A 22,540-nucleotide genomic window follows, 5' to 3' on the forward strand; every position below is an offset into this window, starting at 1 on the left:
TCCTTCACGTCCCCGCGCTAGCGGCGACGGCCCTTCTTGTCGTCCTTCACGTGTCCACGGAAGGTGCGGGTGGGCGCAAACTCGCCGAGCTTGTGGCCGACCATGCTCTCGGTGACGAACACCGGGATGTGCTTGCGTCCGTCGTGCACTGCGATGGTGTGTCCGAGCATGTCGGGGATGATCATCGAGCGGCGCGACCAGGTCTTGATTACGTTCTTGCTCTTGGCTTCGTTCGCCGCGAACACCTTGCGAAGCAGGTGGTCGTCAACGAAAGGGCCTTTCTTAAGACTTCTTGGCATCGTCTACTCCTACTTACGCTTCTTGCCGACGGTGCGGCGACGAACAATGAGCTTGTCGCTTTCCTTATTCGGGTGGCGGGTGCGCCCTTCCTTCTGGCCCCAGGGGCTGACGGGGTGACGTCCACCGGACGTCTTACCCTCACCACCACCGTGCGGGTGATCGACCGGGTTCATGGCAACACCACGAACGGTCGGGCGAACGCCTTTCCAGCGCATACGTCCGGCCTTGCCCCAGTTGATGTTCGACTGCTCGGCGTTACCGACCTCGCCGATCGTCGCGCGGCAGCGAGCATCCACGTTGCGGATTTCACCAGACGGCAGACGAAGCTGGGCGTAAACGCCCTCCTTCGCGACCAGACGAACGGATGCTCCGGCGGAACGGGCCATCTTGGCGCCGCCACCCGGACGCAGCTCGATCGCGTGAATGATGGTACCGGTGGGGATGTTCTTCAACGGCAGGTTATTGCCGGGCTTGATGTCAGCCCCGGCTCCCGACTCGATGATGTCGCCCTGGCTGAGCTTGTTCGGCGCGATGATGTAACGCTTCGTGCCGTCGATGAAGTGCAGGAGCGCGATGCGCGCCGTGCGGTTCGGGTCGTATTCAATTTCAGCGACGCGGGCGTTGACGCCGTCCTTGTCGTTGCGCTTGAAGTCGATCACGCGGTACTGGCGCTTGTGGCCACCACCGATGTGACGGGTCGTGATGCGGCCCTGGTTGTTACGTCCACCGGTCTTGGAGAGGGGACGCAGAAGCGACTTCTCCGGGGTGGAACGCGTGATTTCCGCGAAGTCGGCAACGGATGAACCGCGTCGACCCGGGGTCGTGGGCTTGTACTTACGAATAGCCATTAGTTATCCCTCTGCCTGTCGCTTAGCCGACGGCCGTGAAGATGTCGATGGAGCCAGACTTGAGCGTGACAATGGCACGCTTGGTGTCCTTGCGCTTGCCCATGCCGAACTTGGTGCGGCGAGTCTTGCCCACGCGGTTCAGGGTGTTGATCGAAGCGACCTGCACCTTGAAGATCTTTTCGATCGCGAGCTTGATCTCCGTCTTGTTCGAGCGGGGGTCAACGATGAAGGTGTACTTACCCTCGTCAATCAGGCCGTAGCTCTTCTCAGAGACAACCGGAGAGATGATGATGTCGCGGGGGTCCTTGTTGGTCGCGATAGTCATTATGCGGCCACCTCTTCCTTCTTGGTCTTGCTCTCCACAAACGCGTTGAACGCGGCGGTGGTGAAGACAATGTCGTCGCTGACGAGCACGTCGTAGGCGTTGAGCTGGTCCCACGAGAGGATGTGCACCGTCGGGATGTTGCGAATGCTGCGCAACGTGATCTCGTCGGTACGCTCAAGAACAACCAGCACGTGCTTGCTCGTGGCAATCTGCGAGAGCAGCTCCAGGGCAATCTTCGTGTTGGGGGTCTCAGCCGTGAACAGTGCCTCGACGATGTGCAGGCGGCCACCGCGGGCGCGGTCGCTCAGTGCACCCTTGAGGGCTGCGGCAATCATCTTTTTCGGGGTGCGCTGGTCGTAGCTGCGCGGGGTCGGTCCGTGGACGATTCCACCACCGGTCATCTGAGGAGCGCGGATCGAGCCCTGACGAGCGCGACCGGTTCCTTTCTGCTTGAACGGCTTGCGGCCGGCACCGGAAACTTCTCCACGGCGCTTGACCTTGCTCGTTCCCTGGCGTGCGGCAGCAAGCTGCGCAACAACGACCTGGTGGATGAGAGGAATGTTGGCGGGAACGTCGAAGAGCTCGTCGGGAAGCTCGGCAGAGCCTGCCTTCTTGCCCTTGGCGTCAATGATGTCGAGTGCTGTAGCCATAAGGACTACGCTCCCTTCACTGCGTTGCGAACGAATACGAGGCGGCCACGAGCACCGGGAACGGCACCCTTGACGAGCATGAGGCCCTTATCGGCGTCAATAGCGTGCACCTTGAGGTTCAGCACGGTTACGCGCTCGCCACCCATACGACCAGCCATGCGCATGCCCTTGAAGACACGGCTCGGGGTCGAAGAAGCACCGATGGAACCGGGCTTGCGGTGGTTACGGTGCGAACCGTGTGAAGAGGAAACACCCTTGAAGTTGTGACGCTTCATAACACCGGCGAAGCCCTTACCCTTGCTGGTGCCCATGACGTCAACCTTGGTGCCGGCAGCGAAAACACCGTCAACGGTGAGCTCCTGGCCGAGGTTGTAGTCAGCGGCATCCGCGGTGCGGAGCTCGGTGATGTGGCGACGCGGCGTGACGCCGGCCTTGTCGAAGTGACCGGCAAGGGGCTTGTTGACCTTGCGCGGGTCGATGGGGCCAGCGGCGATCTGAACGCCGTTGTAGCCGTCGACGGCCTTGGTACGAACCTGCGTGACAACGTTCGGCGCGATTTCGATGACGGTAACGGGAACAAGTTTGTTGTTCTCGTCCCACACCTGGGTCATGCCGAGCTTCTTGCCAAGGAGACCCTTGGTGGTTTTGGTATCTGCGTAAGACATCGCGGGCCCTAGAGCTTGATCTCGATGTTGACGTCGGCCGGAAGGTCGAGGCGCATGAGCGAGTCAACAGCCTTCGGGGTCGGGTCGATGATGTCGATCAGACGCTTGTGGGTGCGCATTTCAAAGTGCTCCCGGCTGTCCTTGTACTTGTGAGGAGAACGGATGACACACACCACGTTCTTCTCGGTCGGAAGCGGCACCGGGCCGACGACTGTAGCGCCCGCACGGGTCACTGTGTCGACGATCTTGCGCGCCGAAATGTCGATGACCTCGTGGTCATACGACTTAAGTCGAATGCGGATCTTCTGTCCCGCCATGTCGAACTCTCTCTCTGTCGAGGCGTCTTACAGACAACGGCACTGTTTGCCGAGGTTGCATTGGACGCCGTAGTAGCACTGCTGCTGAAAGCACCACTGTTCAAATGTCAATTTGATTCACGTACGAATAAACGACGCTCATCATCAACGCCGACTCCCAGAGCAGAACCTGGGGGACGACACGGTTTTACCCACGCCGACCAGATCGTTGATTTATGCTGCGCTCTGCTCCCTGCGGCCTAGCCTGCGATCGTTGCTCTTGCGACAAGTGTTCTTCGTAGAGGGTGACGCGACTATGCACTGCCTGGCAGTGATTCCGGCGACGCGTAGCGCACGCCGAAAGTGTTGAACTAGAAGAGTCTGCCACACAGTTACCACTTCATGCAACCCGGGCGTGTCGCACGCGTCTCGTCGGCTCGTTCTTGTCGGGCGATTCGCAGACGTAGGCCCGCGGCCGGCCGCGGGCCTACGCTCTGCTGCGCTGTGCGGGGCTAGCCCTGAATGCCGGCGGCGACGCGCGGGCTCTGGTCGGCGCAGCTCTTGGCGGCGGACTCGGTCAGCACTCGCTCGGCCATGATTTGACGCGACTGGCCGGAGAGGCCCGATGTCGGGTATTCGGCCAGCACCTTGGAGATGATTTCGGGGACCGACAGGGCGGCGTACTCGTCGAGACTGTTGCAGACCAACATGCTGTAGACGCTGACCGTGCTCGCCACGATGTCGTCGAGGATCTGCTGTTCCGTCTTCGCAGTCGGCGAGGAAATGGGTGTCGGCGCAAGCGTCGGGGTAGGGATCGTGCTCGGCGCCGGCGCGGACGCTCCCGGCCCAACGGCCGATTGGGCAGCGGGGGCGGACCCGACCAGTCGCGGCACGATCACCACGGCGAGGATGCCGACCACCAGGATCGCGATCGCCATCAGGATGCGCACTTCGAGCTTAGATATCTGCATGGGCAGACCATAACCGAAAACTGAGGATCCTGCAGGGAACCGGGCGCAACGCCATTCGCCGGAACCCAGACCCTGACATCCTCGCGACGAGCGGGGCCGAGGCATCCGTCTGCAAAGTGCCGACAGCCGCGTGGGTACAAAAAAGGGGCCGGGCCCGAAGGCCCGACCCCTTTCAGGAGATCAGTAGGTGAAAAAGACTACTTGATGATCTTGGTCACCGTGCCGGCGCCGACGGTGCGGCCACCTTCACGGATAGCGAAGCCGAGGCCCTCTTCCATGGCGATCGGCTGAATCAGCGCGACAGTCAGGTCGGTGGTGTCGCCAGGCATAACCATCTCGGTGCCCTCGGGCAGCGTGATGACGCCGGTGACGTCCGTGGTGCGGAAGTAGAACTGCGGGCGGTAGTTCGCGTAGAACGGGTTGTGACGCCCACCCTCGTTCTTGCTGAGGATGTACGCGGTGCCCTCGAAGTCGGTGTGCGGCGTAACCGAACCCGGCTTGACGACGACCTGGCCGCGCTCAACGTCTTCGCGCTTGGTGCCACGAAGAAGAAGTCCACAGTTCTCGCCGGCCCACGCCTCGTCGAGCTGCTTGTGGAACATCTCAATACCGGTAACCGTGGTCTTCTGCGTCGGGCGGATGCCGACGATCTCGACCTCAGAGTTGATCTTGAGGGTTCCACGCTCGGCGCGGCCCGTAACAACGGTTCCACGGCCGGTGATCGTGAAGACGTCCTCGATCGGCATCAAGAACGGCTTGTCCTTGTCGCGGATCGGGTCCGGGATGTACTCGTCAACGGCCTTCATGAGCTCAAGGATGTTGGCGGTCCACTTCTCGTCGCCCTCAAGCGCCTTGAGTGCGGAGACCTGGATAACGGGGGCGTTGTCGCCATCGAAACCCTGGCTGGAGAGAAGTTCACGAACTTCGAGCTCAACGAGCTCCATGATCTCTTCGTCGTCAACCATGTCGGCCTTGTTCAGCGCGACCATGAGGGTCGGCACGCCGACCTGCTTGGCGAGAAGAACGTGCTCACGGGTCTGAGCCATCGGGCCGTCAGTAGCGGCAACCACGAGGATTGCGCCGTCCATCTGAGCAGCACCGGTGATCATGTTCTTGATGTAGTCAGCGTGGCCGGGAGCATCGACGTGAGCATAGTGACGCTTGTCGGTCTCGTACTCAACATGCGAAATGTTGATCGTGATGCCGCGCTGGCGTTCTTCCGGAGCCGAGTCAATCGACGCGAAGTCGCGCTGAACGTTGATCTTGGACGGGAACTTATCGGCAAGAACCTTGGAGATCGCTGCAGTCAGCGTGGTCTTTCCGTGGTCAACGTGACCGATCGTTCCGATGTTTACGTGCGGCTTTGTCCGCTCGAACTTGGCCTTGGCCACTGTGGGTCCTCCTCAGGACTCGCGTGCAAATTCACGGCCGCCGTTATGAGCGGCCGGTATGCGCTGGATGTGTCTACTTATGTTACTCGGGCCAGGTGGCCGAAGCGATTCGGCCCGAAGGCCAGAATAGAGGGCTATTCGCCCTTGTTCTTGTTGATGATCTCGTCGGCAACAGCCTTCGGGACCTCCGCATAGCTCTCGAACGTCATCGAGTACACCGCACGGCCGCTGGTCTTCGACCGCAGGTCACCGATGTATCCGAACATCTCCGACAGTGGAACGTGAGCGCGAATTACCTTCACGCCCTGCGCATCCTCCATGGTCTGGATCTGCCCACGACGCGAGTTGAGGTCTCCGATTACGTCACCCATGTATTCCTCAGGGGTACGAACTTCGACGGCCATCAGCGGCTCGAGCAGAACGGGGTTCGCCTTACGAACGGCTTCTTTGAAGCCCATCGATCCGGCAATCTTGAACGCCATCTCCGAGGAGTCAACGTCGTGCGCAGCGCCGTCAAGCAGGCTGGCTCGAACGCCCACCATCGGGTAGCCGGCCAGGACGCCTACGCGGAGCGCATCCTGAATTCCAGCATCCACCGAGGGGATGTACTCACGCGGGATACGGCCACCAGTGACCTTGTTCAGGAACTCGTACGACTTTTCAGCAGTGATTTCCATCGGCTCGATCGCGATCTGAATCTTCGCGAACTGGCCGGATCCACCGGTCTGCTTCTTGTGCGTGTAGTCGTGACGCTCGACGGCCTTGCGGATCGTCTCGCGGTACGCGACCTGGGGCTTGCCGACGTTCGCCTCAACGTTGAATTCACGCTTCATGCGGTCGACCAGGATGTCCAGGTGAAGTTCACCCATTCCCTTGATTACCGTCTGGCCAGTTTCCTGGTTCTGTTCGGTACGGAAGGTGGGGTCTTCTTCGGCGAGCTTCTGAATGGCAAGGCCCAGCTTTTCCTGGTCCTGCTTGGTCTTCGGCTCAATCGCGACCTCGATAACCGGGTCAGGGAACGTCATGGACTCAAGTACGACCTGGGCGTTCGGGTCGCACAGGGTGTCGCCCGTGGTGGTGTCCTTGAGGCCGATGACCGCGTAGATGTGACCGGCGGTCACGAAGGCCACCGGGTTCTCCTTGTTGGCGTGCATCTGGAAGATCTTGCCGATGCGCTCCTTCTTGCCCTTGGTCGAGTTGATGACCTGGGCTCCGGAGTCGAGACGGCCCGAGTACACGCGAACATAGGTGAGGCGACCGAAGAACGGGTGCACCGCAACCTTGAACGCGAGAGCCGTGAAGGGCTCCTCGGCGTCGGGGTGACGCATGATGACCTTTTCTTCGTCGCGCGGGTCGTGTGCCTCAATGGCAGGCACGTCGAGCGGCGTCGGAAGGTAATCGATGACAGCGTCGAGCATCGGCTGAACGCCGCGGTTCTTGAATGCAGAACCACAGAGAACCGGGTAGATCTCGCTGTTGATGGTGAGCTTGCGAATGGCGCCCTTGATCTCGGCAACCGTCAGCTCTTCGCCGGCGAAGTAACGCTCCATGAGGTCATCGTCGGTTTCGGCAACGGTCTCGAGCAGAAGCTTGCGGTACTCAGCAGCCTTCTCGACGAGGTCGGCGGGGATCTCTTCGATGGCGTACTTCGAGCCCATCTCCACGTCACCCTTGGAGTCGCCACGCCAGGTCAGTGCGCGCATCTGAACGAGGTCAACGACACCCTCGAAGTCAGACTCTGCACCGATCGGCAGCTGGATGACCAGCGGCTTGGCGCCGAGGCGCTTGATGATGGTGTCGACCGTGAAGTAGAAGTCGGCGCCGAGCTTGTCCATCTTGTTGACGAAGCAAATGCGGGGAACGTCGTACTTGTCGGCCTGACGCCACACGGTTTCGGACTGGGGCTCAACGCCCTCCTTGCCGTCGAACACGGCAACAGCACCGTCGAGGACGCGGAGCGAACGCTCCACCTCCACGGTGAAGTCCACGTGTCCGGGGGTGTCGATGATGTTGATCTGGTTGTTGTCCCAGAAACAGGTCGTCGCAGCGGAGGTGATCGTGATGCCACGTTCCTGCTCCTGCGCCATCCAGTCCATCGTCGAGGCGCCGTCGTGGGTCTCGCCGATCTTGTGGTTGACACCCGTGTAGAACAGGATGCGCTCAGTCGTGGTGGTCTTGCCAGCATCAATGTGAGCCATGATGCCGATATTGCGGACCTTACTCAGGTCGGTGAGCACGTCAAGTGCCACGGGGGTCCTCCAGCGGGTAGGGGTGGAAATGCAGAACAGGGCCGTAAGCATCCGCTTCTCAGCTGTGTTCAGGCGCGCGCCGACTATGCCGACACGCGCCTGAACAGCTGATCAGGAATGCTCGATGGAGCTAGCTACCAGCGGTAGTGAGCGAAGGCCTTGTTCGCTTCAGCCATCTTGTGAGTGTCTTCACGACGCTTGACAGCGGCACCGAGGCCGTTGCTCGCGTCGAGGATCTCGTTGGTGAGACGCTCGGTCATGGTCTTCTCGCGACGCGCCTTGGCGTAGCTGGTCAACCAGCGCAGCGCCAGGGTGTTGGCGCGGTGCGGCTTGACCTCAACCGGAACCTGGTAGGTGGAACCACCGACGCGGCGCGAACGCACCTCGAGGGTCGGACGGACGTTGTCGAGTGCCTTCTTCAGCGTGACAACGGCATCCAGCTCGTTCTTGGCGGACACTCCGGCGAGGGCATCGTAAACGATGCGCTCGGCGAGGCCCTTTTTGCCATCGAGAAGGATCTTGTTGACGAGCTGGCTGACGATGGGTGCACCGTAAACCGGGTCGGCAATGACAGGGCGCTTGGGAGCGGGTCCTTTACGGGGCATTACTTCTTCTCCATCTTTGCGCCGTAGCGGCTACGTGCCTGCTTACGGTTCTTGACGGCCTGGGTGTCCAGTGCGCCGCGAATGATTTTGTAACGCACACCGGGGAGGTCCTTAACACGGCCTCCGCGCACGAGCACCATGGAGTGCTCCTGCAGGTTGTGGCCCTCGCCGGGAATGTAGGCGGTGACCTCGGTGCCGTTGGAAAGCTTGACGCGGGCGACCTTGCGAAGAGCCGAGTTCGGCTTCTTCGGGGTGGTGGTGTAGACGCGGGTGCAAACGCCGCGCTGCTGCGGGTTGGACTTCAGGGCGGGAGCCTTGGTCTTGGTGACCTTGGGGCTACGGCCCTTCCTGACCAACTGCTGAATGGTGGGCACTAAATACTCCTTGATATTGCTGCACGGTGACAGCTTTGTGATGGTTAGCATTCGACTTAGCTCTTGCGAGTTAGGTCGAGTTCATCTGGACCCGCTTGAACCCACACGATTGCTCGCGCGTGTTTTGGTGGGTATGCCGTGGGGGCATGGCCTTCGACCAGCCCTACATGTGTGGAATCTCGGCCTGTGCTCTCAGGAGGGCATAATTCAGGCGCACGACAAAGCGCACACCGGGTAATTCTAGCCCGGTGGGGCCTTGACGGTCAAATGGGTTGTGCCCCGCGTCGCAGGTGCCGCCGCGCGCCCCTTCTCCTGCACTTCTACTTCCCGGGCCTGGGCCCGGTCGCTGGGCCCATAATCTATCGTGGGCCCAGTTTCCCGGCCCGGGCCCGGTCGGTATTTGCTTCTCGTATCAGAGCGGATGCGCGGGCTCGGCTAGGGATTGCGCGGCCAGAGCGGGGAGTCGAGGGTGCTGTCGAGGTCGGCGAGCAGGGCCTGCACCTGGGGCTCGACGTGCTCGGCGATCGCGGCGAGCAGGCGAGACTGCTGTTGCCGGAGTTGGGCACAGACCCGGCGGCCGACCTGGGTGGCGAACTCGTCGGCGAGGCCGATTTCTACCCGGAGGGCGGCCTTTTCTTCGGGGGTGAGCGGCGGGAGGCGCTCCTTTGCTGTTTCGTCTGGGTCGTGGTCGGCCTGGGGGTTCCGGCCGGGACCTTGACCGGGTTCGGACTCGAAATCACCGCCCGGGGCGGCAGGCTTGGGGGCCGCAGGCGGTGAGTCGGGGGGTTCCAGGCCGGCGAGCTCGCTGAAGGTGAAGAGGTAGGGCGCATCCGCTGCCGGTTGCGGGTCAAGGTCGAGGCCGCGAAATTCCGGCTCGAGTCCTTCGGCCGGGCGATACGCCTGCGCGGATTGGCGGCGCTCGCTCAGGTTGAGTTCGTGCGCGAGCAGCGGGAGGTTGCGCTCGGTGTATTCATCGACCGATGCGTCGATGACGATCTTCATGCGCATGGAGAGGGCGTGCTGCACGACGTGGGGCACGTCGACGGCAAGTCCGGCCGACGCGATGATCGGCGAGCCGAAGCACTGACGGCAAAGCCGTGCGCGGCCGCGGTGCGTTGCGGGCCGCCACCGGGTGATCCAACGCAGCCAGTTCTCAACCTCATGGTTGACGCGCGATTCGATGGACCCTTCCATACTGCACAAGGGTACTCGACCGGCGTTACCCGCGAGGGGCCACGAACGACCCCATCATCGGGGCTCGTTGTCGTCGTCCTTCTGCCAGGGCCACTCGGGAGTGCCGGATCCGTCGGGCTTGGCCAGCAGCACGACGAAGTAGAGAAACGCGATGAGCCAGCCGCAGACCGCGACGGAGATCGCGAAGGGGCTCGTCATCTCGCCGCCGATGAAGATTACCGAGCGAAAGAGTTCGCCGGCGCCGAGGCTGTAGAAGACTCCCCCGAAGACGCAATAGGTCAGGTAGGCAGCGACTCCGGCGAGGAAGATCGGCAGCGGCGGCACCTGGGTGAGGCGCTCGGGCGAGCGCAGCACTGCGGAGAGAATGACCCAGACCAGGGCGAGGACCGCGGTCGTGACCATGAGGGGGCCGAGGAGGGCACCGGCATCCGTTTCGTTGATGACGTCGCGATTGAGCAGCAGGCTGAGCACCCCGAATGACGCCACGATGAGGGCCACATAGAGGACGACCGAAAAGGCCGCCATGGTGATCGCGTACTTTCGGTATTCCCGCATGGCTCTAGCGTAGGCCCGCGGGCGCAGCGCGAGCCGCCGCACACGGTGCAGCGAAGCGGATGCCGCGGCTGGCGTGAAGACCGGGCCACCCTGTGAACCCAGGCCCAGTTTCTAAACTGGGCCCACGACCGGGGCCAAAAACAGAACGCTACGGGCGGGTGGGGTGGGGGCCGTCGGCGAGCAGGCGCTCGTACTCGGTGCGGGCCTCAAGGTTGCGGGCGGTGACGCGGCGTCCGCGACGGGCGATCCAGGCGCCGGCCCAGATCGGAACCTCGCGGGCGATGAGTCCGGCGGCGATCGCGCCCGGGTTCAGCCAGAGCGAGGACACGAAGCGACTGAGGTCGGCGGCACCGACCGTGTCGGCCGTTCCATCGAAGACGAGGCCGAGCAGCGCCCCGCCGATGTAAGAGAAGTAGACGACGACGGCGACGATGAATCCGAACAGCACGTACGCCCACCAGCCGCCCCGGTTGACCAGAGCGATCAGTCCGACATAGGCGAGGAAGAAGAACAGGATGGGAATGTAGAAGACCGGCAGTGCGGCAAAGGTGGTGAACCCGGTCACGGTCGCGGCGACGCTGGTGCTGGTCACTCCGATGATGATGAAGGCTGCTGCAGCGTAGAGCAGGGCGAAAACCACCGTGGCGAGCAAGGCGATCAGGATGCCACCGCCCCGGTTGCTGCGCAGGCGCGGCTTGGTCGGCGCCTGCACGTAGATCGGCGACTGGGCTGCGGGCGCGGCGTAAGCCGGAGCAGCAGGCGCCGGCGCGGCGACCGGCACGTCATCGACCGGCACGTCATCGACCGGCACAGTGGAAGCGGCGGCGGGCGTTCCGACAACGAGAAGAGCCGACGGGGTGACCACGGGTTCTGAATCGATGGCCGTGCTCCGGGCCGGCACGGTGGCCGCCGGAGTATAGGAGTCGGCGTAGTCGTCGGCGAGGCTCGGGGCGTCAACGTCGGCCGATGCAACCGGCTCGGCCGTCGACATCGGCGACAGGTTGCGAGAGTTCGCCGAAGCGGTCGCGGCATCGGCACGTTCGGCCGCGGTCAGGTTGGCGTTGATGGCGTCATAGTCGATGACGAGGGGCTCCTGCACCGGCTCAGGCGAAGCTGCCTCCGCTGAAAGTACTTCTGCAGGCTCCGGCACGGCCTGCCCGCGAGCGGTCTCGTCGGGCGACGCCGTTGCATCCGTTTCAGAATTCTTCTTGCCGTCAAGTGGCGTGTTGTCGCTCATGCTGAACTCCTCGTGGCCTTCGCCGTGACTGGCCTTTATTGTACCAAGGGCACGGCAAATGCCACGGAGACTCGGCGTGCCGCGCCATTATCCAACGGATGTCGTCGCCGCTACCAGCGAATACACCAGTCCAGAGATGGTCGCGTCCACCAAGGTCTCTTCGCCGGAGGCCTGCGCGGTATCGATCCCGTGCACGAGGAACAACCGGCTCCCGGATTGCACACTGGCCACGAATTCAAGCACCTGGGCGTAGGTTCCCGTCACGGTGATCTGCAGCGGGAAGGCGGCGAAGTTGCTCTCCGTGATCAGCGCGACGGGCGCTGGCGTTGCAGCCGCCGCGGCCGAAGAAGCCGCCGCAGACGCGCCTTCTGAATCCGGCGCAGCCGACCCCGTAGAAGTCGCAGCCGCCGGAACCTCGGGCAGCAAAGGCACATAGGCTTGCGCCTCGGTCACGGTCATTCCGGTGAGGGTGAGGCCCACCGCCTGGGCCTGGGCGTCGAGCTGGTCAACGAAGGCCGGCATGGCCGAGCCGCTCGGCACGGATTCGGCGAGCGCCTCAGCCGTCGCGGTCAGCGCGTCCAGGTCTTCGAAGTCGTGCTTGAGGCGGGCGAGCAGGGCGACGTGCCCGGCATTCGTACTCTGCACGGCCGCCCGGCTCGCGTCGGCGGCGTTCATGCTGTCCAGCTGCGGCTGCACTCCGAGAAGCACGCCGAGAACGACGATGACGCTCGTCACCAGCACCGAACCGATGAGCCAGAGCTTGTTCTTGTCCATGGCTAGTCCTTTTTCGGCGGGTCGAAGCGGTGCGCGAACGCCACGTCATTGACGTGCATCGTGATGATAACGGTATAGCTGCCCAAGTTTTGGTCGAGCGAGACCGAGCCCGGCAGCGCGTCGGCAAAGCCGTCGAGCGTACTGAGCGCGTTCAGCCAGGCTGGAATGTCCGGCAGCACGGCGCTCGTCGCGGTGAACGACACGGTCGCCACCCGCAGTCCCTGCAGCGGTGCGGTCGCCTGGGTGTATGCCGCGAGCGGGGTCGCCGAATCCACCTGTACCGTGCCGATCGCGACGCTGCTCGGCAGGGTGCCCTGCACTGCGTCGAGGTAGCCCTTCCAGTCAATTTCAGTCGAGGCGCCCAGCTGCTGCGCCGCCTCGCTCAGCGCGATCTGGTGTTGCAACGACCGCACGGCGAAGTACTTGCCCTGTTCGGTCAGCAGGGTTTCGGTGCGGGCCTGCTCGGTCGCGAGTTTGGTTTGGGCGCTCAGCGCGAGCGCCGTTGACGCGCCGACTCCGAGGGCGACGAGCACGGCGATGCCCGTGACGCCGAGGGCGAGGCTGCGCCGTTGCCGCTGGCCGCGCCGCTCGGCTCGCACCTCCGGCGGCAGCAGGTCGACCCGTTGGTCGCCGCCGATGACGGGCACATCGTCGTTCGAAGCTCGTCTCATGCTGCACGCCCGAGCGCGAGGCCGAGGGCCACGGTGTAGGCGGAGCCGCTCAGCCGCAGCGCTTGAGTATCGATAACGGATGCGAGACCCACCGTTGCGAGCGGATCCCCCCGGGTCACGCCGAGGCGGGTCAATTTCGAGACCGCCTCGGCCAGGCCGGGAAGCTCGGCTCCCCCACCGCTGAGTATGATGGCCGACACTGGATCGCTCGGCCGGGTGTTGGCGAAGTAGCTGAGCGTGTTGACGATGCTGCCGAGCTGGTCGTGCATGGTGTCCGCAATGATGCGGGCGGCGGCCGCCTCGATCGGGCTGGAATCCGGCACTGCGGCGGCGAACAGCACTGCGGCGGCGAACAGCACTGCGGCGGCGGACGATTCGGTCGCGGCCGGCAGACCGACGCGCCGTTTCAGCTGCTCGGCGGCGGCGGCATCCGTTTGCAAACCGTCGCTGAGAGCCTGGGTGAGATCGTTGGCTCCGGTGGGGATGATGCGCACGAACTGGGGTACACCGTTGCGGGTGATCACGATGCTCGTGGTCGTCGCGCCGAGGTCGATGACGGCCACGACGCCGTCGATGCCGGGGCGGGTGACCAGCAGGCGGCTGACCGCGAAGGGGATCAGGTCGACGTCGATGGTTCTGAGTCCCGCCAGACGTACCGCGGAGACATTGGCGACGACGGCCGCCTTGACGGCCGCTATGAGCAGCCCGTTCACGGTTTGGCCGTGCTCGGTCGTCGACTCCGAGATGGGATAGAAGTCGAGCAGTGCGTCGGCGACCGGTACCGGCAGCAGGTCCTGCACCTCGAACGGGAGCGCTTGTCGAATGCGCGCGAGCGACATTTTGGGCACGCTCAGGTCGCGGGCCAGCACGCGCTGGTTGCCCATGCCGAGTACTACCTGGCGGGAACGGAACCCACCGCCAGACCACAGCGCTTTGAGCGCGGCGGCCACCGTATTCGGCTCGATCACCTCGCCGGCGATGACGGCTCCAGGCGGCAGCGACACCTCGTGATAGCGCAGCAGCATCGGCCGGGGCTTGCCGGGACCCCGCACCTCGACGGCGCGCAGGTGCGCGGTGCCGATGTCTATTCCGACGATGCTCTGAGTCACGAGAAGTGCTCCTTATAAATAGGGATGGGTGAACTGACGAGTGGATGCTGGGCGCGGCCGGTCATTACGGAACCGTCGCTCCCCGCGCGGTGAACGCCGAACTCACTTCAACCAGCAGGTTCACGCTGTAGCGGGCCGACACCGGTGAGAGGAATTTGGGCGGCGCAATGTAGCGAAAGCGCGGATCGTAGGTGTAGTTCTTGCTGTACCCGTTGGCGCCGCCGCTGTTGGTCATTCGCACGGAGCCGCGATATTTCTGGGCGAGCGACCCGTTGATGGTCAGCACGCCCTGATTGCCGCCGCGATCGTAGTTCTGCACCTGAATGGTGTGGTCGAGCGAGAGCATGGCCGCGTCGATGCGCCGATTGTCAGGCAGGATGGCGCCACCTTCACCGAGGCCAACCCCCGGGCAAACCTCCCCATGCGTACTGTCGCAGTACGGGTTCCAAACCCAGATGGCATTCTGCGCGACCAGCCCGAGCACGTCGGTGGATGCATCCGAATAAATGATGTCGCCGGTGACGTAGAGAAAGTTGTCGGTGGCGATGGTCATCGTGCCGTCCAGGGTGCCCATCACGAAGGCATCCCCCTTGCGGCAGTCATAGGACCGGGCGCTTGGCGCGGTTTCATGCGTCACGGGAAAGCCGATACCGTTGCCGACGGAGCAGGTGGCCGCGCTTTGGCCGCTGGGCCAATCGGTGCTGCTCATATAGTTCGGATCAGTGACGACGCCCGGAACGCTCTGGACAAAGAGCAGGTTCGCGTTCAACACCGGGACGGTGGCGCCGGCCGTCGAGCCAAGCTGGCCATTGGCCGTTCCCGGCAGGCCGCAGGCCGCCGGCGTGCTGCCCGACGTCGCCGGGTCCCCGACGATGCGGGTCTTCTTGGTCCAGGGCGAACGGATGGTCATGGTGCCCGAGCTGTTCAGTACGATGCTGGTCGGGCCGGTGTAGAGGCAACCCGGAGCGTCGATACCGGCGTCCGTCCGGGTTTCCTGCTTGAGCTGCATGTTGGTAGCCGGCATCGCGATGACCGGGCTGGTCGTCGGCTGGCCGCCGTTGAAAACCTGCCCAGAGCAGTCGCTGCCGTCGGAGGCTTTCTTGAGGTAATTCGCACCGGGCGCTCCCGGATCGCCCGTCGTGATCGTGCCGTTGAACGTGGCCCCGCAGATGCGCATGGTGTCGTTGGAGTGCGCCGGACCGTTGACGACGTCGCTGCTGCCGAAGGCGATGTCGCCGCACACGCTCGTGCCGCCGGAGGGCATCGGCCGACCGGCCCAGGCGTAGGTGTCGGCGCAGCCGGACGTCGTGATTCCGCTCTGCGCCGGGTCCTGCATCTCATACACGGTGAAGTAGAGGTAGTCGATGAAGCCGTCCTGCCGGATATTGGCGACGATGCTGCGGGCCACGGCTCCCACCCGCCCGGTGGAGCGGATGCGCAACACTCCCGACGACGCATAGGCCGCGTTGTCGACCTCGTAGCGGAAAGACGCGGTGCCGTCGCTGCCGGTGACGGTGTCCCAGGCGCCGTCGGTGCCGAGGCCGAATGCCGGGTTCTCGGTGGCCGCCGAGGGCGCAGTGACTGTGCTGCCCGCGCTGAAGCTTGCCGCCGGGTTGCCGAACCGGTAGTAGGTGTTGTCGTTGGCGAGGCGGCTTTCGTAGTCGGCCACACCGGCATAGGCGGCGGCCATGGCGCCGTTCCAGTTCTGGTCGCTCGAGGCTTTGAGGCTGCCGCTGACGGAGAACGTCATCGCGGTAGCGACGAGGGTGAGCAGCAGCAGGCCGAGGCCGATCACGACGACGAGGGCGGCGCCGCGTTCGTCCGGTTCTCGGCGGATGAGGCGACGAAAGACGCTCAGCAACGCGAATCGCTTTCGGGGCGTCCAGGTGCTCCGGCGCCGGGAGGGGCGCCAGAACGGGTAGGCGCTCATGACGCCCCCGCCGCGACGGCAACGTTGGGCATGCCGACGGTATTGTGCAGGGTGACCGCGCTGCGGGCATCCGTCACGGTGGCCTGCACCGTGAGATTCACCGAAACGGATGCGACGCTGCGTAGCTCGGTACTGGTGAGCAGCCTGCCGTCGCCCCCCGAGCCGAGCAGAGGCAGGCCGGCGGCGTCACGGTAGCCGAACAGAAATGTGCCGGGGTCGCCCGGCGCCACGGTTTCGGCGATGATGCGCGACGATTCCGGCTCGCCGGAAAACCCGAAATACCCGCCGCTGAGGGCGGTGGCTGCCCAGCGGGTCTCGACCAGTCGCCGGTCGGCGTCGAGGGACAGGCGAATCTTCACCGGCTGTTGGGTGGGCATTCCGAGGTTGACGTAGGCATAGAGGGTCACCACTTCCGGGGTCGCTTCGACGAGGGCCGGGTCGGGCAGCGGATGCCCGGACACCGGGTTCTCGGTGGCCGCACGGATGACCCGGGCGACCTCGTTCATGCCGTTGGACACCTGCCGGGTGTTCACGGTGAGCAGCTTGGCCTGGCCGAGCGAGCGGGAGGCGCTCAGATAGAGGCTCGAGATCATGGTCATGAACATGCCGAGCAGCAGCATCGCCACGAGCAGCTCGACCAGCGACAGACCGGCCTCGTTGGTGCGGGACGGCATCATGGCGCCACCGCTCGCGGGTCGAGGGTGACGACGCCGCCGGCGGCCACGCCCCGGGTGAGCACGGCGAGGTTTGCAGCGGGCACGGGCGTCGTCTCGGAGCCGCTGGTGGCACCGGAGAAGAAGGTCCAGGAGCCAAACGGCAGGCCGAGTTGGGTCGTGGCGTCGGCGGGGAGCTGCCCGAAGTTGTAGGTCGTGGCGACTCCGCAGCCCGGATCTCCGCTGCCGGCCGGGGCGGTCGTCGTCTCGGCCCGCAAGAATTGCCCGGCCAGGCCGGTCACGGACAGCACGCCGAGCGGCACGTCGACGGTGGCACTGCCGCCGGGAAGGATACCGATGGAGGCGGCCGCGGTGCCGATGGCCCCATCGGCGGCCGCGGTGGTCCAGGCAGCAGGGTCGACCGATACGCAGCCGGGGGCGACCGGGGTAGCCGCTATGAAACGGCCGGCGAAGACCTCATAGCCGAACGGGTGCAGTCGAAAGGTCTGCACGTTCGCGCTGCTCGGGTTGACAGCTGCGTAGGGCTCGTACGCGCTGCGAAAGGTGGTGCTCAGGTTGCTCGGCAGCAGCGTCGTGCCCTCCGAATAGTTGGTGCCGTAGTGGGCCGTGACGGTTCCGGCCAGATCGTAGGCGAAGGCGACGGATGCCGCTCCTCCGGCCGCGACACCGACCGTCTGCGCCCCGCTGGTCGCCTGATTTTTGTCGACGAAGTTGGGGCGGGAGACGGTGACGTCATAGGTACCGGGCTGCACCTTGAGCAGATAACTGCAACCCTCGGCATCCGTTGCCGCTGGTGCATCGCTGAGCATCGCAGCGCCTTTCGGGACGACACCCGGCGCTGCGGAGATGGCCACGCCGGCGGCGCCGCTGCCGGAGGCGGTCAGCACCGACACCAGGATGGTGCCGAGTGCTGGATCGTTGATGCGGCTGCCGGGGGCGAGTGCGCTGTCGGCGCGCACGACCGGAGTCGTGGCGCGCATGCTATCCCAGGTGACGGTGACGTTGACGCGGCGGTAACGCAGCTGGCCGCCGCCGGAACCGCAGTTGCCGTCGGCACCGGTGGTGGTTTCCCAGTCGGTGGAGCGGTGCAGGGTGAAGGTCGTGCCGTTTTGTACGACCGTGCTGGTGCTTTCGAGCACGGCGAATACGTTTCCGGCCGAGCGGGCGAGGTCGATCTCCTGCGCGGCCAGGTTGACGGCCGATTCGCGGGACCGTGCGTCGTTGCCGAGATAGAGGGAGGTGACGAGTCCGTAGCCGACACCGACGGCGATAATGGCGAAGATCAGCATGGCCACGAGCACTTCGATGAGACTGACGCCGTCGTCGTTTCGGGCGAGGCGGCGGCCCAGGCTGAGCTGTTTTGGAGCGTGCACGAGGGCCTCCTTCGCGAGAATCAGGTCGAGGTGTTGCAGAACCGGGTGGCCGGGGCGGCCCGAAGGGGTGGCCCCGGCTCACGCCGGTGGGGCTGTTACTCGAAGACGCAACCGGTCGGTGCTGCGTCCGTTGCATCGTTGGTGATACCCAGGAGGTCGGTCACGTAGAACTTCGCTGCTGTCGAGCTCGTGGCGCCGATGCAGAATGTGGGATCGCCAGTTGCCGCGACTGTGAGTACTTTGTATCCGATCGACTCAGTGTTGGGGCCGTCGGTGTAGCCATAATTGACAATGCCCGGCATAGAAGCAATCGCAGTGGCGTCGTCCACCATCTCACCGGCTTCCGTCTGCAGCGCGATGATCGCGGTCTTGGCGTTGGCGAGGTCGCTCTTGACGCTTGCGTCCTTGGCGTTGTTCTGCACGCCGAGGTACACCGGGATGGCGATGGCGGCGAGGATGCCGATGATGATTACGACGACGAGCAGCTCGATCAACGTGAACCCTTTCTGGTTCTCGGTGAAGCGTGCGCGGCGCTGGTTCAGTGAAGCGAGCAGGCGAATAATCATGGTGTGTCCATTCGGGTTGGAAGTGGGCCGTACAAAGCGAGCCGGGTAAGGGCTCGTGATGCTGTGTTTCTTGGCGACCGAGGGTGCGATCGGAGCTTCAGATTAGGGGGCCATTTTTCTTCCGCACGACCCACAAGTGAGGGTGATTTTGGGTATTACCCACCCCCACAACGGGATCGTTCGCACTCCGCGGGCACACCAAACGCCCCACACTGCGGGTCGAGGGCAGTGCTGGCTTACTTGATCATGCTGGCGATGCTGAAGATGGGCAGGTAGAGGGCGATCACCATGCCGCCGATGACGACGCCGAGAAAGGCGATCAGCAGCGGTTCGATCATGGCGGTGAGCTGCTCGGTGGCAGATTGCACCTCCTGGTCGTAGAAGTCGGCGATTTTGTCGAGCATCAACTCGAGCGTTCCGGCATCCTCTCCTACGGCGATCATCTGCACGACCATGGCCGGAAAGACCGGGTGTTCGAGCAGCGGCTCCGAGACGGACTTTCCGCGCCGCACCGCCTCGCCGACCTCGGTCAACGCATTTTCGATGGCCCAGTTGCCGCTGGTCTCCCCCACGATCTTCAGCGCCTGCAAAATGGGGACACCGGCGCCGAGCATGTTGGAGAAGTTGCGGCTGAACCGTGCCACCGCGATCTTCTTGAGCAGCAACCCGAACACCGGCAGTTTCAGCCGCAACGGGTCGAGTCGACGGCGCACGGCCTCGGTGTGTTTGCTGCGTCGCCACCAGAGGGCGAAGGCGACGCCGAGCACCGCGCCGATCGGTACAACGTAGATCATCGATTCCGAGAGGGTGACGAGTAGTTGGGTGGGCAGCGGCAGGGCGCCGCCCAGGCCGGTGAACATGTCTTGAAAGATCGGCACGATGAAGATCAGCATGATCAGCACGGCGGCGAACGACATTGCCAGCACGATCACCGGGTAGGTCATCGCCGACTTGATGGTGCCGCGCAGCTTGACCTCCTTCTCGAAGTTCTCGGCGATCGAGTTCAGCGCGCCGTCGAGAAAGCCGCCGGTCTCACCGGCGCGAACCATGTTCACCATGATCGGCGGAAAGGTCAGCGGATGCTTCGCGAGCGACTCCGAGATCGACTGCCCGGCTTCGACGTCGTCGCGGACCAGGGCGAGCACAGCCGCGAGGGGTTTACTCTCGGTCTGCTCGGTGAGGATGCTCAGGGCGCGCAGCAGCGACAGCCCGGCCCCGATCATGGTGGCGAACTGCCGGCTCATGATGGCGAGGTCCTTCAGGCGCACTCCGCGCGCGAAGACCGACAGAGTCAGTGACCGCCCGAGCCCGGTTCCCGGCACGACCGGGGCGATCGAGATGGGGGCGATACCCAGGGTGTTCAGCCGGGACGCCACCTGGGACTCACTCAGGGCATCGAGTTGCCCCTTCACGTTCTTGCCGGCGGTGTCCCGCCCGGTGTAAGAAAAAGCGACGGCGGTCGACATCAGCTCGCCGACCGGGCGAGGTCAGCGGTCGCAGCCGTCGGGCTGTCCGCCGCGGCCACGCCGTTCGCGCCGGGCAGGCCGGCCGCCGCCTCACGAAAGCTGGTCTGCCTAAAGCTGGGCTCGACAAACGGCTTCTCCGCAAATCCAGACGGCGCAAATCCCGCCGGCGCAAATCCCGCCGGCGCAAGTCCAGCCGCAGCGAAACCGGCCTCCACGAAGCCCGGATCGGCGGCGAACGAGAAGCCGCCGGTCTGTCTTGGCGTGTCGCTGCGACGAATGAGTTTCTCGAGTCCCACGGCGTTTTGGGCCTTCTCCAGCGCGGCCTGGCGCGTGACCTGTCCTCTGTTCACGAGTTCGGCGAGGTGCTGATCCAGGGTGTGCATGCCACGCTCGCGCCCGGTTTGCATCATCGATTCGATCTGGTGTGTCTTGCCCTCGCGAATGAGGTTGGCGATCGCCGGAGTCGTCACGAGAATCTCGGTGGCCGCCACACGCCCGATGCCGGTCGCCGACTTGACCAGGGCCTGGCAGATCACTCCCTGCAGCGTCTGGGCCAGTTGCGCGCGCACCTGGTTTTGCTGGTGCGGCGGAAAAACATCCACGATGCGGTCGACGGTCTGGGCCGCGCTCTGCGTGTGCAGGGTCGCGAAGACGAGATGCCCGGTCTCGGCGGCGGTCAGCGCCACCTGAATTGTCTCAAGATCCCGCAGCTCGCCGATCAAAATCACGTCGGGGTCCTGCCGCAACACGTGCTTCAAAGCGGATGCGAAACTGGCCGTATCCGCTCCCACCTCGCGCTGGGTCACCACTGACTTCTTGTGCGCGTGCAGAAACTCAATTGGATCCTCCACGGTCACGATATGGTCGGCCCGCGTGCTGTTGACGAGGTCGACGAGCGCGGCGAGGGTGGTCGACTTTCCCGAGCCGGTCGGCCCCGCCACGAGCACGAGCCCGCGGGGAAGCTGCGCGAACTCGGCCACGGACTCGGGGATACCGAGCGACTTGAGGTCTTGGATCTCGCTCGGAATCAGTCGAAAGGCCGCCCCGGGCGTTCCCCGCTGCTGGTGCACATTGACCCGAAACCGGCTGGCTTTCCGGCCTGCGCCGTGCAGCGTGTAGGCGAAGTCCAGCTCGTGATCGCGGTCGAAGATGTTCTGCTGCGGGGCAGAGAGGATGCTGCGGATCGCCCGGCTCGCCTTCTTCGCCGACCAGATCGGCGCATTGTCGATCGAGCCCAGACCCCCGTCCCGGCGGATCTTCGGCGGGGACCCCACGGTGACGTGCAGGTCGGAACCGTGCTGCGCGACGACACACTCGAGCGCCGCGAGCAGGTCAGCGTCGATCGGACCGAGCGCTTTATCGGCCGGCTCGAGCGGGTGCACCGGCTGAGGCTGGTCGGCGGATGGCAACGGTGGCTCCTCGTCGAACGGCGCGGCATGGACGTGGCGCTGCTCCGGCACTGTGCCGGTCGTGGCGTCGGCGAGTGACCGGGTGCGGGCACGGAGCTGGGGCAGCACCTGCACCTCACCGGGGCGGCTCTCGTCCAGCGCATCGCGGGCCGAAACGGGGTGCCAGTCGATGGCGTCGCTCGCCGCGGGGGTCTCGTGCCTGCCCGCATTGTCGGTCGGCGACGGGGGCATTTTCGGGTCGTCCATGGGATCCTTCTCGCAAAGCAATGGCGTCGGGTACTGATTGCCGCGAAAGACACGGCCGCGCTGGTTGTTCGGGGCAAGACGACCGGTCATCGAGGGTGCGGTGACCGAGGCTGGCAGGCTTGGCGCTACGAGGGTAAGTCGTGTTCGCCGAGGTCTACGTAAGCCGTAACGCTAACGACGCGACTGCCGGCTCGGTAGTCCCGCGATCTGGGGGTCTGCACCCGGTATGTCACTGTTTTCCCGATCTCTCGCTGAGCGCCGCAGCGTTCAGTGGACTCTCGCTGAGCGCCGAGACTCTTGCCCTGCCTCCCCGCAGTGTCCGTGGGGCCTCGTCCTGCTCCATGCCCCTTGCCGCGTTTCACACCCTGCATTTTGTCCCGGGCCCGAACAGCGGGCCCACGATAGATCATGGGCCCGCTTTCGCAATATGGGCCCGGCATGCCCGCACACGCTGTTTGTGGATCGGGACGCCATTCCAATCGCCCGAATCCGCCCTGCTTAAAATGGTGACAGAGTTTCGATAGTTATTTTTATTTGTCTTTCGCGTCACCGCAACGCCTCCGAGGGCACGAACCTTTCAATTGAACGTGATTCAGGGCCTTCCAGCGCGGGGGAAGCTCCGCCAATTCGCTGTAGCACCGAAATTCGTGTAGAAATTTACC

General features: G+C 64.3%; 23 protein-coding genes. All 23 read right to left on the reverse strand.

What is annotated here, in order from left to right; genetic code table 11:
• Positions 1-17: 17 nt before the first annotated feature.
• A complete protein-coding gene (rpsS, locus tag E3O11_RS10895; protein ID WP_092107237.1) occupies positions 18-299 on the reverse strand; it encodes a 30S ribosomal protein S19 in 282 nt (93 codons plus the stop codon).
• A gap of 9 nt (positions 300-308) precedes the next feature.
• Complete coding sequence (gene rplB / locus E3O11_RS10900) at positions 309-1,148, reverse strand: 50S ribosomal protein L2 (RefSeq protein WP_092451153.1); 840 nt, start codon at positions 1,146-1,148, stop codon at positions 309-311.
• Positions 1,149-1,170: 22 nt separating this feature from the next.
• Entirely contained in the window at positions 1,171-1,473 is a 303-nt protein-coding gene (gene rplW / locus E3O11_RS10905) for a 50S ribosomal protein L23 (RefSeq protein ID WP_092107233.1), read from the reverse strand.
• Positions 1,473-2,123 carry a 50S ribosomal protein L4 gene (gene rplD, locus E3O11_RS10910; RefSeq protein ID WP_092451155.1) on the reverse strand — a complete coding sequence of 217 codons (651 nt, stop codon included), beginning with the start codon at positions 2,121-2,123 and terminating at the stop codon, positions 1,473-1,475. The genes rplW and rplD overlap by 1 nt, the downstream gene beginning before the upstream one ends.
• Positions 2,124-2,128: 5 nt before the next feature.
• Positions 2,129-2,788, reverse strand: coding sequence for a 50S ribosomal protein L3 (gene rplC, locus E3O11_RS10915; protein WP_092451157.1), 660 nt, complete (start codon positions 2,786-2,788; stop codon positions 2,129-2,131).
• An 8-nt stretch (positions 2,789-2,796) separates the two neighbouring features.
• Positions 2,797-3,105, reverse strand: a complete 309-nt coding sequence (gene rpsJ / locus E3O11_RS10920) for a 30S ribosomal protein S10 (protein WP_035834607.1) — start codon at positions 3,103-3,105, stop codon at positions 2,797-2,799.
• A gap of 491 nt (positions 3,106-3,596) precedes the next feature.
• Positions 3,597-4,055 (reverse strand): hypothetical protein, encoded by a 459-nt coding sequence (locus E3O11_RS10925; RefSeq protein WP_092451159.1) that lies wholly within the window; start codon positions 4,053-4,055, stop codon positions 3,597-3,599.
• A 197-nt stretch (positions 4,056-4,252) separates the two neighbouring features.
• Positions 4,253-5,446, reverse strand: a complete 1,194-nt coding sequence (tuf, locus tag E3O11_RS10930; RefSeq protein ID WP_092451161.1) for an elongation factor Tu — start codon at positions 5,444-5,446, stop codon at positions 4,253-4,255.
• A 134-nt stretch (positions 5,447-5,580) separates the two neighbouring features.
• Positions 5,581-7,695 (reverse strand): elongation factor G, encoded by a 2,115-nt coding sequence (fusA, locus tag E3O11_RS10935; protein WP_092451163.1) that lies wholly within the window; start codon positions 7,693-7,695, stop codon positions 5,581-5,583.
• A 134-nt stretch (positions 7,696-7,829) separates the two neighbouring features.
• Entirely contained in the window at positions 7,830-8,300 is a 471-nt protein-coding gene (rpsG, locus tag E3O11_RS10940; RefSeq protein ID WP_092107221.1) for a 30S ribosomal protein S7, read from the reverse strand.
• A complete protein-coding gene (rpsL, locus tag E3O11_RS10945; RefSeq protein WP_035834602.1) occupies positions 8,300-8,674 on the reverse strand; it encodes a 30S ribosomal protein S12 in 375 nt (124 codons plus the stop codon). Before rpsL ends, rpsG begins: the two co-directional genes overlap by 1 nt.
• A gap of 435 nt (positions 8,675-9,109) precedes the next feature.
• A complete protein-coding gene (locus E3O11_RS10950) occupies positions 9,110-9,868 on the reverse strand; it encodes a spermidine/putrescine ABC transporter substrate-binding protein (protein WP_170851576.1) in 759 nt (252 codons plus the stop codon).
• 54 nt (positions 9,869-9,922) lie between these two features.
• Positions 9,923-10,423, reverse strand: a complete 501-nt coding sequence (locus E3O11_RS10955) for a DUF6121 family protein (protein WP_092451165.1) — start codon at positions 10,421-10,423, stop codon at positions 9,923-9,925.
• Positions 10,424-10,571: 148 nt separating this feature from the next.
• Positions 10,572-11,660, reverse strand: coding sequence for a hypothetical protein (locus tag E3O11_RS10960; protein ID WP_092451167.1), 1,089 nt, complete (start codon positions 11,658-11,660; stop codon positions 10,572-10,574).
• A gap of 87 nt (positions 11,661-11,747) precedes the next feature.
• Positions 11,748-12,434: a type 4a pilus biogenesis protein PilO gene (pilO, locus tag E3O11_RS10965; protein ID WP_092451169.1), complete on the reverse strand. Its 687-nt coding sequence runs from the start codon at positions 12,432-12,434 to the stop codon at positions 11,748-11,750.
• Between the two features lie 2 nt (positions 12,435-12,436).
• A complete protein-coding gene (locus tag E3O11_RS10970) occupies positions 12,437-13,105 on the reverse strand; it encodes a hypothetical protein (RefSeq protein ID WP_092451171.1) in 669 nt (222 codons plus the stop codon).
• Complete coding sequence (gene pilM / locus E3O11_RS10975; RefSeq protein ID WP_092451173.1) at positions 13,102-14,214, reverse strand: type IV pilus assembly protein PilM; 1,113 nt, start codon at positions 14,212-14,214, stop codon at positions 13,102-13,104. Before pilM ends, E3O11_RS10970 begins: the two co-directional genes overlap by 4 nt.
• Before the next feature lie 64 nt (positions 14,215-14,278).
• A complete protein-coding gene (locus tag E3O11_RS10980) occupies positions 14,279-16,144 on the reverse strand; it encodes a hypothetical protein (protein WP_241994702.1) in 1,866 nt (621 codons plus the stop codon).
• Positions 16,141-16,821: a PulJ/GspJ family protein gene (locus E3O11_RS10985; protein ID WP_134495534.1), complete on the reverse strand. Its 681-nt coding sequence runs from the start codon at positions 16,819-16,821 to the stop codon at positions 16,141-16,143. The genes E3O11_RS10980 and E3O11_RS10985 overlap by 4 nt, the downstream gene beginning before the upstream one ends.
• Positions 16,818-18,191 (reverse strand): type II secretion system protein, encoded by a 1,374-nt coding sequence (locus E3O11_RS10990; protein ID WP_166787569.1) that lies wholly within the window; start codon positions 18,189-18,191, stop codon positions 16,818-16,820. The genes E3O11_RS10985 and E3O11_RS10990 overlap by 4 nt, the downstream gene beginning before the upstream one ends.
• 95 nt (positions 18,192-18,286) lie before the next feature.
• The gene (locus E3O11_RS18465; RefSeq protein ID WP_092451179.1) at positions 18,287-18,757 is read right to left on the reverse strand and encodes a type II secretion system protein; all 471 of its coding nucleotides are present in this window, start codon (positions 18,755-18,757) and stop codon (positions 18,287-18,289) included.
• Between the two features lie 236 nt (positions 18,758-18,993).
• Positions 18,994-20,223, reverse strand: coding sequence for a type II secretion system F family protein (locus E3O11_RS11000; RefSeq protein ID WP_166787570.1), 1,230 nt, complete (start codon positions 20,221-20,223; stop codon positions 18,994-18,996).
• Complete coding sequence (locus E3O11_RS18470) at positions 20,223-21,878, reverse strand: type IV pilus twitching motility protein PilT (protein ID WP_277871276.1); 1,656 nt, start codon at positions 21,876-21,878, stop codon at positions 20,223-20,225. Before E3O11_RS18470 ends, E3O11_RS11000 begins: the two co-directional genes overlap by 1 nt.
• Positions 21,879-22,540 lie beyond the last annotated feature (662 nt).

Source organism: Cryobacterium levicorallinum, assembly GCF_004402405.1.
GTDB classification, from domain to species: Bacteria; Actinomycetota; Actinomycetes; order Actinomycetales; family Microbacteriaceae; genus Cryobacterium; species Cryobacterium levicorallinum.

Bases quoted from the DNA above. Each gene is read 5' to 3' on its own strand.
- E3O11_RS10950 (WP_170851576.1), bottom strand. From the start codon at position 9,868: ATGGAAGGGTCCATCGAATCGCGCGTCAACCATGAGGTTGAGAACTGG.
- E3O11_RS18470 (WP_277871276.1), bottom strand. From the start codon at position 21,878: ATGGACGACCCGAAAATGCCCCCGTCGCCGACCGACAATGCGGGCAGG.
- E3O11_RS10925 (WP_092451159.1), bottom strand. From the start codon at position 4,055: ATGCAGATATCTAAGCTCGAAGTGCGCATCCTGATGGCGATCGCGATC.
- E3O11_RS18465 (WP_092451179.1), bottom strand. From the start codon at position 18,757: ATGATTATTCGCCTGCTCGCTTCACTGAACCAGCGCCGCGCACGCTTC.
- rpsG (WP_092107221.1), bottom strand. From the start codon at position 8,300: ATGCCCCGTAAAGGACCCGCTCCCAAGCGCCCTGTCATTGCCGACCCG.
- rpsS (WP_092107237.1), bottom strand. From the start codon at position 299: ATGCCAAGAAGTCTTAAGAAAGGCCCTTTCGTTGACGACCACCTGCTT.
- rplD (WP_092451155.1), bottom strand. From the start codon at position 2,123: ATGGCTACAGCACTCGACATCATTGACGCCAAGGGCAAGAAGGCAGGC.
- rplC (WP_092451157.1), bottom strand. From the start codon at position 2,788: ATGTCTTACGCAGATACCAAAACCACCAAGGGTCTCCTTGGCAAGAAG.
- E3O11_RS10970 (WP_092451171.1), bottom strand. From the start codon at position 13,105: ATGAGACGAGCTTCGAACGACGATGTGCCCGTCATCGGCGGCGACCAA.
- E3O11_RS10980 (WP_241994702.1), bottom strand. From the start codon at position 16,144: ATGAGCGCCTACCCGTTCTGGCGCCCCTCCCGGCGCCGGAGCACCTGG.
- pilO (WP_092451169.1), bottom strand. From the start codon at position 12,434: ATGGACAAGAACAAGCTCTGGCTCATCGGTTCGGTGCTGGTGACGAGC.
- E3O11_RS10960 (WP_092451167.1), bottom strand. From the start codon at position 11,660: ATGAGCGACAACACGCCACTTGACGGCAAGAAGAATTCTGAAACGGAT.
- rplW (WP_092107233.1), bottom strand. From the start codon at position 1,473: ATGACTATCGCGACCAACAAGGACCCCCGCGACATCATCATCTCTCCG.
- E3O11_RS10955 (WP_092451165.1), bottom strand. From the start codon at position 10,423: ATGCGGGAATACCGAAAGTACGCGATCACCATGGCGGCCTTTTCGGTC.
- rpsJ (WP_035834607.1), bottom strand. From the start codon at position 3,105: ATGGCGGGACAGAAGATCCGCATTCGACTTAAGTCGTATGACCACGAG.
- rplB (WP_092451153.1), bottom strand. From the start codon at position 1,148: ATGGCTATTCGTAAGTACAAGCCCACGACCCCGGGTCGACGCGGTTCA.
- E3O11_RS11000 (WP_166787570.1), bottom strand. From the start codon at position 20,223: ATGTCGACCGCCGTCGCTTTTTCTTACACCGGGCGGGACACCGCCGGC.
- E3O11_RS10985 (WP_134495534.1), bottom strand. From the start codon at position 16,821: ATGATGCCGTCCCGCACCAACGAGGCCGGTCTGTCGCTGGTCGAGCTG.